Source organism: Bacillus sp. RHFS10, assembly GCF_016757475.1.
In the GTDB taxonomy this organism is placed as follows: Bacteria; Bacillota; Bacilli; order Bacillales; family Bacillaceae; genus Bacillus; species Bacillus subtilis_G.
Map to the genome: position 1 here is coordinate 942,192 of NZ_JAESPO010000002.1, position 12,703 is coordinate 954,894.

12 protein-coding genes and 2 pseudogenes are annotated in these 12,703 nt (G+C 45.0%); 9 read left to right on the top strand and 5 right to left on the bottom strand.

From position 1 onward, the window contains the following. Positions 1-200: 200 nt before the first annotated feature. The gene (locus JMN17_RS11470; RefSeq protein ID WP_087993338.1) at positions 201-1,328 is read left to right on the top strand and encodes a Rap family tetratricopeptide repeat protein; all 1,128 of its coding nucleotides are present in this window, start codon (positions 201-203) and stop codon (positions 1,326-1,328) included. Positions 1,329-1,648: 320 nt separating this feature from the next. Here JMN17_RS11470 and JMN17_RS11475 read toward each other — a convergent pair whose 3' ends face one another. Next, a complete protein-coding gene (locus JMN17_RS11475) occupies positions 1,649-1,747 on the bottom strand; it encodes a YjcZ family sporulation protein (protein ID WP_032732263.1) in 99 nt (32 codons plus the stop codon). A 293-nt stretch (positions 1,748-2,040) separates the two neighbouring features. On the opposite strand from JMN17_RS11475, the gene JMN17_RS11480 reads away from it, so the two are divergent. Next, entirely contained in the window at positions 2,041-2,733 is a 693-nt protein-coding gene (locus JMN17_RS11480) for an aspartate/glutamate racemase family protein (protein WP_087993337.1), read from the top strand. Positions 2,734-2,929: 196 nt separating this feature from the next. On the opposite strand, the pseudogene JMN17_RS11485 reads toward JMN17_RS11480, so the two are convergent. The 3 genes and pseudogenes from JMN17_RS11485 to pucR all read right to left on the bottom strand — a co-directional run. Next, a pseudogene (locus JMN17_RS11485) lies at positions 2,930-3,115 on the bottom strand (hydroxyisourate hydrolase); the annotation flags it as partial. After that, positions 3,112-3,339: pseudogene (locus tag JMN17_RS11490) on the bottom strand (solute carrier family 23 protein); the annotation flags it as partial. The pseudogenes JMN17_RS11485 and JMN17_RS11490, both read right to left, overlap by 4 nt. Before the next feature lie 146 nt (positions 3,340-3,485). After that, a complete protein-coding gene (pucR, locus tag JMN17_RS11495) occupies positions 3,486-5,081 on the bottom strand; it encodes a purine catabolism transcriptional regulator PucR (RefSeq protein ID WP_202328115.1) in 1,596 nt (531 codons plus the stop codon). A gap of 174 nt (positions 5,082-5,255) precedes the next feature. Between pucR and JMN17_RS11500 the strand changes: the two genes are divergently transcribed. Beyond that, positions 5,256-6,599 carry an allantoinase gene (locus tag JMN17_RS11500; protein ID WP_202328116.1) on the top strand — a complete coding sequence of 448 codons (1,344 nt, stop codon included), beginning with the start codon at positions 5,256-5,258 and terminating at the stop codon, positions 6,597-6,599. 16 nt (positions 6,600-6,615) lie between these two features. Here the strand turns inward: JMN17_RS11500 and JMN17_RS11505 are convergent, their stop codons facing one another. Then, entirely contained in the window at positions 6,616-7,884 is a 1,269-nt protein-coding gene (locus JMN17_RS11505; protein WP_202328117.1) for a glycosyltransferase, read from the bottom strand. Between the two features lie 108 nt (positions 7,885-7,992). Between JMN17_RS11505 and JMN17_RS11510 the strand changes: the two genes are divergently transcribed. The 6 genes from JMN17_RS11510 to yunB all read left to right on the top strand — a co-directional run bounded on the left by JMN17_RS11510 (position 7,993) and on the right by yunB (position 12,682). Continuing rightward, on the top strand, positions 7,993-8,340 hold the full coding sequence (locus tag JMN17_RS11510) for a YunG family protein (RefSeq protein ID WP_202328118.1): 348 nt from the start codon (positions 7,993-7,995) through the stop codon (positions 8,338-8,340). Positions 8,341-8,377: 37 nt separating this feature from the next. After that, positions 8,378-9,226 (top strand): DUF72 domain-containing protein, encoded by an 849-nt coding sequence (locus JMN17_RS11515; protein WP_202328237.1) that lies wholly within the window; start codon positions 8,378-8,380, stop codon positions 9,224-9,226. Between the two features lie 17 nt (positions 9,227-9,243). Further along, positions 9,244-10,065: a sulfite exporter TauE/SafE family protein gene (locus JMN17_RS11520; RefSeq protein ID WP_087993333.1), complete on the top strand. Its 822-nt coding sequence runs from the start codon at positions 9,244-9,246 to the stop codon at positions 10,063-10,065. 19 nt (positions 10,066-10,084) lie between these two features. Further along, on the top strand, positions 10,085-11,473 hold the full coding sequence (locus JMN17_RS11525; protein ID WP_202328119.1) for a bifunctional metallophosphatase/5'-nucleotidase: 1,389 nt from the start codon (positions 10,085-10,087) through the stop codon (positions 11,471-11,473). A 64-nt stretch (positions 11,474-11,537) separates the two neighbouring features. Further along, positions 11,538-11,843 carry a YunC family protein gene (locus tag JMN17_RS11530; RefSeq protein ID WP_003240935.1) on the top strand — a complete coding sequence of 102 codons (306 nt, stop codon included), beginning with the start codon at positions 11,538-11,540 and terminating at the stop codon, positions 11,841-11,843. Positions 11,844-11,914: 71 nt separating this feature from the next. Beyond that, complete coding sequence (gene yunB / locus JMN17_RS11535) at positions 11,915-12,682, top strand: sporulation protein YunB (protein WP_202328120.1); 768 nt, start codon at positions 11,915-11,917, stop codon at positions 12,680-12,682. Positions 12,683-12,703 lie beyond the last annotated feature (21 nt).

Sequence of the window (12,703 nt, forward strand, 5' to 3'; positions counted from 1 at the left end):
TAAGCTTTCCTCTAGTGTAATCGATAAACAGATATAGATTTCAAGTGTCTTTATTATGTTTTTTCAACTATAGATTATGACGTTGTTACAAAGAGTTTGATAAGAGGAGCAGCATGAAAAAGTTTGCGGTTTTTTTGCGGTCATACATATTTTTGGAAATGTTAGAATATTACATAAGAGAGTATATAAGGAGGGGTCTTGTGAATCCGGTTTTATCATCGTCAGAAGTTGGCGTTAAGATCAATGAATGGTATAAAATGATACGTCAATTTAGTGTCCCGGATGCAGAGATTTTAAAGGCTGAGGTGGAGCAGGAGATCAATCAGATGGAAGAAAATGAGTATTTGCTTATTTACTTCTCTCTTATGAAATTTCGGCATCAACTCATGCTAGATTATTTGGAACCCGTAACAACACGTATAAGACCAACTATTGACGAACTTCTTGAAAAAATTGAGGTTTCAAATAAAGGCATATCTGGCCTGTTGTCGTATTATTCTTTGTTTTTCCGAGGAATGTACGAGTTTGATAAAAAACAATACATGAAAGCTATCTACTATTATAGAGAAGCGGAGAAGCAGCTTATACATGTCCCTGATGAGATCGAAAGAGCAGAGTTTCATTTTAAGTTAGCTGAAGCATATTATGGTATGAAGCAAAGTCATGTGTCTATGCATCACGTTAAACAAGCGTTGGATATTTATAATCAATATGAACTTTATAAGGTGCGAAAAGTTCAGTGTATGTTTGTGATCTCAGGGAATTATACTGATTTTAAACGTTATGAGAAAAGCCAGCCGCATCTTGAAAAGGCATTAGAGTTATCTAAGGAATTGAATAACAAGAGGTTGATTAGTTCTGCGCTATATAATTTAGGCACGAATTTTGCGGACAGTGGCGATTACGAGCAAGCGGAAGTATTCATGAAGCAAGCTGTGGAGATAACAGAAAAAGAAAAGCTCTCAAACTTGCAACATTCTTTATTTTCCTATGCGAAAATCCTTTTTAAACAAGGGAAAATGAATGAAGCTATCCAAATAAGTAAGAAAGGGTTGTCGGCAGCTCTTTATCAAGGTGATGAACTGTTTGCGAAATTACAGAAATATTTAAAAGCTCTTTATGTCGATGCAGTAGATCAACATGGAGTGAATCAAACCATAGAGTACTTAGAAAAGAATAAGAACTATTCGTATGTTGAAGATATTGCTTTTGAGACTGCAGCTGCTTACGCAAACTCAAAAGAATTTGAAACATCCTATGTATATCATCAGAAAATGTTTCAGACTCAAACACAAATTCAAAGGGGAGAATGCCTGTATGACTTTTAAAAAGAAGGTATGCCTTATCCCTGAGGTTATTACTTGTTTTAGTATGTGGTTTCGGTACTGACTTTACAGAGAATCAAACCTAAAACACATTTCATATTGCTTCAGATCGTTTTCAAACCTGAAAAACGATGATTCCTATAATCCCTTCAAAACGGAGGGTCTTTTTTTATGTCTAAACACGAATTTAATACATATTTTCCTAGTTCAGAAACGTTCTCAGGTATGAGTCGTAATTACACAGCAAAAACGCCATAAAAACTTCTTATGGCGTCTGTCGAACAGGAGGTGCTCACACACGGAGGAGTTAGGCAAAGTTACACTTAATAACCACCGAAGAAAGAAGTTCCAACAATGATTAACAAAATGAATAGCACCACGATCAAAGCGAAGGAGCTGCCATATCCATTTGAGTAACCCATATTGCCACCTCCTTAGTGAGGATAGTATAAGATATGTCAAACGATCATTTTCGACATAGATTTAAGTCTAAAAAAGAGAAAATGAATATTTTGTCTAAAGGTGTAAGAGAGAACGCATAATCAATAACTATTAAACATGCAGCTATTGCCCTCAAATCATTTGTTTGAGGAAATTCAGCATCTGTCTGCTTTTTCTCGCAGGCCATTCGCCTGAAAAATTAATGATTGTATCAGATTGACCTATACTTTAGAATGACTAATTATATTCTGAAAATTTTATCAGGGGTGGTTATATGAAAACGATTGGTCTTATTGGCGGGATGAGTTGGGAATCTTCAGCTGAATATTATCGAATCATTAATGAGGAAATAAAAAAGAAATTAGGGGGACTGCATTCGGCGAAATGCCTTTTATACAGTGTTGATTTTAAGGAGATTGAACACTATCAGTCCGAAGGGGCTTGGGATCAAGCCGGTGCAGCTTTAGGGGAAGCTGCGAGATCATTAGAAAAAGCCGGTGCAGATTTTATAGTAATATGTACAAATACCATGCATAAAGTAATTGGCTATATCCAAGAAATGATCACTATCCCTATTTTACATATTGCAGATGCAACTGCCGATCAAATCACTAGACAAGGTATTCGTTCGGTAGGATTACTTGGTACTAAGTATACGATGGAACAAGATTTTTATAGATCACGTATTGAGTCTCACGATATCAATGTCATTGTGCCTAGTGATGAGGAAAGAGAATTAATCAATCATATTATTTATCAGGAACTATGTTTGGGGGAAATCAAACAGTCGTCCAGAAACATGTATAAGAAGATGATCAATCATTTGGTAGATCGGGGAGCAGAAGGGATTATTCTCGGATGCACTGAAATTGGTTTATTAGTAAAGGCAGAGGATTCTAAAGTGCCATTATTTGATACGGCTTTCATCCATGCTCAAACAGCAGTGAATACATCTCTTTCGATTTAGCTGTGTGTGTTGTCAAGTGAAAAAAGTGTCATCAAACAATGATTGAAACGCAAAAACAAATTCAAAGAGGAGAATGCCTGTATGAATTTAAAAAGGCGTAATCATTATTTTTGATGTTGTTTCACTTGACCGTAATCAAACGTGAAAAGTTTATAAAGTTCATATAGAAGCCCGCCTCATCGGCGGACTTCCTTTTCTAACTCCTCTTATACACCTGATAACCAAACGGCGACAGCAAAAGCCGGATGTGATAATCAGCGTCTGGATCTGCAAGTTGAAATCGGACGGTGACAATGGTTAAAAACGGCTGGTCTGCCATGCTCACTTTTTGACTCGCAAAATAATCCCGTGCATGGAACTCCATCACATACTCACCAGACTGCCGAGCATGACGGGAAGCCCGATGCCGATGTATGCGCCGCGCAAGGTTTGCAAAAGCGTCGCGGCGCCGCATGTTAACAGGTCAATCGCCAACAAGTAAGAAAGTTGTTCTGTTGTTAAGTTCAGCGCCCTGCCGACAAGCAGGGGCGCCATAATCGCACCTGCATACATGGCCAGCACATGCTGCAGGCCAAGAGAAAAAACCGCAAACGATTTTTGTTTCACCATAGTCCCTTCTTTTATATGTGAACTTTAGTAACATGATAGCGTGCCGATTGTCGGGTGTCCTTGGATACAGTAGCCGAAAAAGACAGGTGTTATTGCTGAAAGTGACGAAAATCGATTTAGTTTGTAAGAAAATATGACGGGTGTTAGCTGATCAGCCGCTGCATCCGCAAGGCAAGCCGCAAACGCATCGTCGTGTCAGGGTCTTTTAAGCTTTTGCCCAGCAGTTCCTCACATTTTTCAAGGCGGTAGATGACCGTATTCCGGTGAACGTACAGACGCTTTGCCGTCTCGGAAATTTGGCAGTGTGTCTCTAAATAGACGGACAGCGTATGAAGCAGGCTTTGATCCTCCTGCTGTTTTTCAGCGAGGCTTTGAAGTGTCGAGTGATAAAATTTCTTCAAATCCTCAACCGGGAGCAGGCGAAGAAGCTCAGGCACATCTTTGGCGTGATACACCTGAATAAACGCCGTGCTTCTTGACAAATGCCCTGATTGCAGGGCATCAGATGCCTCTGTGAAAGCGTCGGGAATATCAATGAGCTTTTGGCATATATTGCTGATGCCAAAGGACACAGTCCGTTTAAATTGAGCTTTGACTTGTGTTTGGAACTGCTCTAAAAAGCTGATCACTGAGGCGTGCATTTCACTCCAGCTGTCTGTCGCTTCGATCAGAATAATGCCGACATTTCCTTTAATAAAGAGATGGGGCGGAAACGGGAAGGCCGATAATTCGCCTTCAAGAAACTCGAATACGCTGTCGGAGGCGAGCTGATTTTCTGTAAAGCTGATCGATTCGTCATTTCGGTCGAGTTTTCCGGCGATGCACATATATTTTTGATCCCAGCGCAGCTTAAATTCCTTCGCCCGGTTTTTGATTTCCTCGTCTGAAGAAAATGACCGTTCAATAAAATTGCTGAAAAACTCATTGCGCGCCCGCCGCCCGTATTGCTTCAGCGCATTTTCCTTCAGCAGTTCAAAAGAAATCACGTTGGCCGCTTGTTCAATCGTGAGAACCAATCCTTTGTCGCCGGCCTGCACCACGTCAAGTATCAGCAGGTAGCCGCAGTTTTTTTCGTGATTATAAATAGGAAGGACAGAATAGGTTTTCTGGTCCGAGACCGCAGAGAAACAAGTGAAAAACGGCCCTGATATGGTATTCAGGGTTCCTTTCAGCTTTTCGGTTTCAAATGAAATCTGATGGGAAGCAGACAGCATTTTAGCATGCTGGTCAAGCAGCAGTACGGGAAGCTGAAGGAGGTCTGACACCTTTTTGAGGAGAGATTGCAGCCCTTTGCCGCTCATAATGTGGTTTGTGAATTTTTTGTGCGCGTAAATGGCTTGCCGCAGCTCGTTAGAACGCATATCGAGAATATGGCTGAGTGTGGCATTCACAATATCGCCGAGGCGGATGTGTTCGGGAAGCTCAATAATCGGGAACGCGTATGAATCGGCCAGCTCGATAATTTCCTTCGGGATATCCTCTAGGTAGCGTTTTGTTTTAATGCCTAGGCCCGCGCAGCCGCGTTTTGCCATTTGCTGAATCAGTTTTGATAACTGGTGCGGATGATCTTTCAGGTGATAGGCGGTGGTGACGAGCAATTCATTTTTATGCAGAAAGTCTGCGATATCCGGAGCATCCATCATATTGACATGCTGAACCTCTCTTTCTCCTCCTGCTTTTCCCGCGATTAAATGGGCGTTTTCATAAGCCGGTATTTTCATCACATCTAAAATATTCATAGCGCATTCTCCTTTTCTATAAAAACATTAGTTAAGATGAATAATTTTCAATAGAAATTCTAGCGGTTTTGCTGATGTAATACGATCATAGTAGCAGTAAACTATTCAAAATAGAACGGGTTGTGTGACATAAACTGACATAAAAAATCGTCATCCTGACATGGGGGGATCAGTATGAATTACGATATGGTGATAAAAGGTGCGAAAGCAGTTACGCCAAGTGGCGTGAAAGAAGCTGATATTGCAGTGCGAAACGGCATCATTGCCGAGATTGGATCTGCCATTGAAGCAGGCGGGACAGCTGTTGTACAGGCCAGCGGACAATATGTGTTTCCGGGTGCGGTAGACTGCCATGTTCATTTCAATGAACCGGGCAGAGAGGACTGGGAGGGGATTGAAACAGGTTCTCAAATGATGGCCGCAGGCGGCTGCACCACTTATTTTGATATGCCGCTCAATTGCATTCCATCAACCGTGACGGCAGAACATCTTCTCGCAAAAGCAGAACTCGGCAGGCAAAAATCAGCCGTGGATTTTGCGCTATGGGGCGGCCTCGTGCCCGGCCATATCGAGGACATCCGCCCAATGGCCGAGGCGGGAGCGATCGGGTTTAAAGCGTTTTTATCAAAATCAGGCACAGACGAGTTCACCTCTGTTGATGAACGGACATTGCTCAAAGGCATGGCAGAAATCGCGGCTGCAGGAAAAATTCTCGCTCTTCACGCGGAGAGTGACGCGATCACAAGCTATTTGCAGATGGTTTTGGCCAATAAAGGAAGGGTGGATGCGGATGCGTACGCCGCCTCCCGCCCGGAGGAAGCCGAAGCTGAAGCGGTGTATCGCACGATACAGTATGCGAAGGCGACGGGGTGTCCGGTTCATTTTGTCCATATCAGCACGGCGAAAGCGGTTCGGCTGATCAGGGAGGCGAAACAGGAAGGCCTTGATGTTTCGGTCGAAACATGCCCGCATTATCTCTTGTTCAGCCACGATGATTTACGTGAAAAGGGCTCTGCCGCAAAATGCGCGCCCCCGCTCCGTTCACCGCAATCAAAGGAGGCGCTGATCGAGGCGATCATTGCGGGGCATATTGACATGGTCTCCTCTGACCATTCTCCTTGCCGTCCGTCCTTAAAGCGGGAGGATAATTTGTTTTTATCATGGGGCGGAATCAGCGGCGGGCAGTTCACTTTATTAGGAATGCTGGAACTGGCGCTTGAGCATCAGATTCCGTTTGAAACCATCGCTGAATGGACAGCGGCAGCCCCTGCGAGACGATTCGGCCTGCAGCAAAAAGGGCGGCTTGAAGAGGGATGTGATGCGGATTTTGTCCTCGTCGGCATGGAGCCGTACACTGTCACGAGAGAATCGATGTTTGCAAAGCATAAGCTAAGCCTTTACGAAGGACATACATTTCCCTGCCGCATTTCGGCCACATACAGTAAAGGCCGATGCGTGTACAGCGGCAGGGACAAAGCAGAAAGAGCAATTGACGGAGCCCTGGTCGTTCCATCGTAAAAAACCCCGGCAGATTTTATGTTGCCGGGGTTTTTTCCTCTAGTTTTTCTTCAATAAAGTCCGTAGTATGTCTTACTCCATCTTCTTTTTTAATAAGAGCTGCAGCTTCAGAAGCCCGTTGAGAATACGTATGGTTGGAAACCAGTTCGTGGATTCTGGAAACGAAGGCTTCAACTGACATCTTTTTTTCTTTCAGAGGGGCAGCAGCCACTCCGATGTCTCGCATTTTTCTTGCCCAAAAAGGCTGATCCCCAGAGAATGGGCATATTATCATTGGTTTGCCAGCTTTCAATGCCGCGGCCGTAGTCCCGGCGCCACCATGATGAATGACTGCTCGTGATTGAGGAAAAATCCAGCTGTGAGGCATGGACCCTGCTGTGAAAATATGAGGTGAATCTGTTGTCCGGTTGATCCCGCTCGAGCCCGTCAGCAAAATGGCGCGCTGTCCGGTTTCTTTGAATGCTTGCTGAAGCATGTTCAGTATGTGATCCGGGTTTCGTAATGGCATACTGCTAAAACTAACGGTAAAAGGAGGCGGCCCCGCTTCTAAAAAATGCAACAGCTCAGGTGGAGGGGTCCAGGCATCTTCGTCTACAAACCAGAATCCCTTCATTGAAACACGACCTTCCCATTGTTGGTCAAAGGGAATGATGGAAGGGCTGCATCCATACAGAACAGGAATATGCTTTCCATTCAGTACGGAATCATCCTTAAAAACAGAACGTTTACCAGACAGGCCGAGTGTCTCCTGTCTCCACTTGTTAACCAGCGAAAAAAATGATGCGGTTAATAATCGATTGATTTTAAAACTGGCCCTGTTAAGCGTTCCGCTCCGCATGACAAACGGTAAGACGGGATTTGTAAAATGGCGGGTGGGAGCTATAACAGGAACGGGGTGAGCGATAAAGGCGGGGATGTGCAGGGCTTCGGCAAGATCATAACCGCCAAATACTTTAGGATGATAAATGATTGCATCGGCATCTTGAGCGACCGTCCAAATATCGTCTAACATTTGTTCCATCATTGGGTAAATGACGGTTTTCAGTTGTCTGACGATTGATATCGGATTTCCTTTCAGCATGTTTTTCCCTTCTTCTGATTGCGTCAAATCTGCGTAATCGGCTCTGATGGCTGAAAAGGAGAGCCTGTTTTTCTCCGCTAGGTCTTTGAATGCGTCTTCAGTGCAAATCGTCACATGATGACCGCGTCTTGATAATTCTTTTCCCAATGCGATAAAAGGCTGTACATCGCCCCTCGTCCCGATCGTAAGTAGGTTGATTTTCATGATTCGCCTCCGGAATGTCATTCATTACCACTAATTTATCATACATAAGCACCTATCAGTTTTTAAAATGCAATCAACGTGGTATCTTTTTTGAAGGAGGCGGAGGCAATGGAACATATCAAATACATACTCAAGCAATCATGGTCGCGTCATACGAGCTCTAAATGGACGGAAGAATGCCCGTCGTCCGGCCAATGCGGTGTGACGGCATTGGTGATTCAGGATCAATTCGGCGGCGACATTTTCAAAACAAAAGTCGGTGAGAGCTGGCATTTTTATAACTGCATCAACGGCGTGGTGTATGACTTTACGAGTGAACAGTTCCAGGCGCCTATTAACTATCAGCATATTCCTTCCTCAAGGGAAGAGGCGTTCTTAGATACGAATGAGGAACAATATCAGCATCTTTGTTCAGCGTTTTCCCGCTACATGAATAGCATTTCCGAGGAAACCTGAAAACACGTGTGATAAACTGGAAGAGAGGTGAATGATTGTGATTTATATCGGACTGACGGGATGGGGGGATCATGACAGCATCTATCCGCCGAAAACGGCCAGCCAGAAAAAATTGCAGGCCTATTCCTCCCATTTTCCGATCGTTGAATTAGACGCGAGCTTTTACGCGATTCAGCCGGCGCGAAATAATGAAAAGTGGGTGAAGGAAACGCCGGAAACCTTCCAATTTATCGTGAAAGCGTATCAGGGCATGACGGGGCATCAGCGCGGCGACATTCCCTTTGACTCAAAAGAGGAGATGTTTGACGCGTTTAAGGTGTCTTTAACGCCATATTTACATAGCAATAAGCTCGCCATGGTGCTGTTTCAATTTCCGCCGTGGTTTGACTGCAAGAAGGAGAATGTCGCTTATTTGAGATGGTGCAAGCACCAAATGGGCGATATCCCATGCGCGCTTGAATTCAGAAACCGCTCCTGGTTCTCGCCGCCATTTTATGAGCAGACGCTTTCATTTATGAAAGCGGAAGGCTGGATTCACAGTGTCTGTGATGAACCGCAAATCGGAGAAGGCAGCGTGCCGACTGTGCTGCGCGTGACCGATGAAAACAAAACGCTTGTCAGGTTTCACGGACGCAACAAGCAGGGCTGGATGAAGCCTGATGGCGGGAAAAACTGGCGGGAGGTCCGGTACTTATACCGCTACAATCAACAGGAGCTTGCGGATTGGAAAAACCATCTGAATGAATTACAGCAGCAATGTAAGGATGTTTTTGTCCTGTTCAATAACAATTCCGGCGGAGACGCCGCGGATAACGGCAAGCAGATGCTTGAACTGCTTGATATCGAGTATAGCGGACTTGCTCCGAGACAGCTCGATTTATTTTAGAAAAGAGGTTTTGTTTGATGTCGTTTGTGATTTTGGCCGTACTGGGATTAGTTGCAGGTACGGTAGGAAGCCTGATTGGGCTTGGCGGCGGAATTGTCATCGTTCCGTCTCTGATGTTTTTGAGCACAGTGACGCCGCTGTATCAAGATGTGACGCCGCAGGTTGCGATTGGAACTTCGCTTTTGGTCATTATTTTTACGGGTCTTTCTTCAACTTTGGCTTATATTAAATATAAAACCGTTGATTATAAAAGCGGGCTCATATTTTTTATCGGTTCAGGGCCCGGCAGTATTCTCGGGGCTTACGTGTCAAAGCTGTTCAATTCAAACTCGTTTTCCATTTGGTTTGGCATTTTTATGATTCTTATTTCATTAACCTTAATGCTGAAAGCGAAAGCCCGGCCGGTCAACAAAGCTCATAAAGGAATGATTCGGACATTTCAGGATGAGGCTGGTGAGCCTTATACGTATTCATATCAGGCCCCTGTCGGCATTGCGATTGCTTTTGTTGTCGGCTTTTTAGGCGGGCTTTTCGGAATAGGCGGCGGATCGCTCATGGTTCCGGCGATGATGCTGTTATTCCTGTTTCCGCCGAAGGTTGCGGTGGCAACGTCCATGTTTATTATATTCCTGTCCTCAATGACAGGGTCTGTTTCACATATTATTTCCGGGCACGTCAATTGGCTGTACGCCCTCGCGCTTGTGCCCGGCGCTTGGATCGGCGGAAAGCTTGGCGCCGCCATCAACAGAAAAATGAAGACGAAAACGATCGTGATGATCATGCGGATCGTGTTGATTTTGATCGGCTGCCAGCTCATTTATGAAGGCATTTTCAGCTGAACGATTAGGGAGAGATAATATGAAAGAGAAGCTCCGCTTATATCATACCAATGATTTGCACAGCCATTTTGAAAACTGGCCGAAAATTGTAGATTATATCGAGCAGAAAAGAAAAGAGCGTCAATCAGACAGCGGAGAGACGCTCGTTTTTGATATTGGCGATCATCTTGATCGTTTTCATTTCGTGACAGAGGCGACTTTCGGAAAAGCGAATGTCGATCTCTTAAACCGTCTTCATATTGATGGAGCGACGATCGGCAATAACGAAGGGATCACGCTTCCGCATGAAGAGCTCGCTGCCTTATATCATCATGCTGAATTTCCCGTTATCGTCTCCAATCTGTATGACAAAAATGGAAACCGTCCATCCTGGGCGGTTCCTTACCATATCAAATCATTAAAAAACGGTATGTCCATTGCTATCTTAGGCGTAACTGTGCCGTATTATCCTGTCTATGACAAGCTGGGATGGACAGTAACCGATGCCCTTGAAAGCGTAAAGGAAACCATACGGGAAGTGAGAGGGCAGGCTGACATCATCGTTCTGCTGTCGCATTTAGGCATTCTTGATGATCAGAAAGTGGCTGAAGCGGTCCCAGAGATTGATGTGATCCTCGAATCGCACACCCATCATTTGCTTGAAGATGGACAAGTGGTAAACGGCGTATTGCTTGCCAGCGCCGAGAAATACGGACATTATGTCGGCTGTGTAGAAATCACAGTCGACAGCGTACAGCGAAGCATCATCAGCAAAACAGCGTCTGTGCAGAACATGGCGGAATGGACAGGAGAATCCGAAGAAACAAAAGCGTTTCTTCATGAAAAAGAACGTGAAGCCGAAGATAAGTTGTCCGACGCCGTTGCGGAGCTTGCGCAAGATGCTGAGGTGAAGTGGTTTGAAGAATCAGAGCTGCCTTTGCTTTTGGCATTCGCGCTAAAGGAATGGTGCGGGACGGACATGAGTATGGTGAATTCCGGTGTCATTCTCGGTCCGCTGAGAGAGGGCCCTGTGACGAAGCTGGATCTGCACCGCATCTGTCCCCATCCGATCAACCCGGTGGCTGTCCGCCTGACGGGAGAAGAACTGAAAGAGACCATTGTCCATGCGGCTTCCGAACAAATGGAGCAGCTCCGGATCAAAGGGCTCGGTTTCCGCGGAGAAGTAATGGGGAAAATGGTATACGCGGGTGTTGATGTAGAAACGAAACGGCTGGATGACGGGATCACGCATGTCACACGCGTCACGCTGAACGGGGAAGAGATTGATAAACATAAACAATACTCCGTTGCCGTGCTTGACATGTTTACGCTCGGCAGACTGTTCCCGATCATCCGCGACGCCCCAGAAAAAGAATATTTTATGCCGGAGTTTTTGCGGGATCTGCTCGCATGGAAGCTCGCGCAATAAGGAGGTCAGCCCACAACAAGCTCTGCCCTTCATCATAAAGTGATGAATGAAGGGAGAGGTTGACGTGGTAAATCTGACACCAATCATGATAGAAGGACAGCCTTTTACAGCTGTGACAGTGAAGCTTCCAAAAACAAATTTTATGGCGGTCACTAATGACCATGGATACATTATGTGCGGGGCGCTTGATGTGGCGCTGCTGAATGAAAAATTAAAGGAGCGGGGCATTGTGGCGGGGCGCGCAGTTGGGGTACGCACCATTGACCAGCTGTTAGACGCACCTTTAGAATCCGTCACGTACGCCGCGGAAGATCTCGGCATCCATGCCGGCATGAGCGGCAGAGAAGCGCTTTTAAAAATGGTGAAATAAAATAATTTGGCCCGGCTATTACTATGTCCCCTCTTACAAGCATACATTGTGATATGTAAGGGGGGATTTTCTTGCCAAGATATCGCGGCCCTTTTCGCAAGAGAGGACCTTTGCCTTTCCGGTACGTGCTGCTCTTGTCGGTTGCCTTTTTTATCCTTTCGACAACAGTCAGCCTCTGGATGATCAATGGCTCGATTAAACCTGTTTTAATGAGCATCGGCGAGATGGAAACGAAGCGTATAGCGACAGAGGTGATTCAGGATTCAATTGAGGATTATATGTCTGACAGTGAAAATATGAAAGATATGTTTCAAATGAATTCTGATGAAAACGGAAAATTAACGACAATCGATTTTAATACACAGGTTATAAACAGTGTGAAAACAAAAGTGACAAAGCAGCTTCAGGCTCATTTGAAAGAGATGGAAACCCACACCGGGCACAGCGGGGCCAGTGAGAATATAATGATCAACATTCCGCTGGGACAGGTAACAGGCAACAGTCTCCTCGGAAACCTGGGGCCAAAAATACCGGTCCGGTTCAATTTAATCGGTGACGCTTTTACAGATGTCAAAACCAAAATCAAGCCGTATGGCATTAATAATGCACTTATTGATATCAGCATCTTTGTCGAAATTAAAGTGAAGGTTATCATTCCGTTTGCAAGCAAAACCGCTGTCATCACAAATAACGTTCCTGTATCGATTAAAGCAGTACAGGGCGAAGTGCCGCAGTTTTATAACGGAAGCGGCGGCTCAGGTGTCACCCCTTCTGTCCAGCTTCCAAGCAGCGAAGAAGAGGACGGTGCCGATTCGAAAAGTGAAAAAGGCAGTCAATAAGCCGCCTGTTTTAGAGGCGGC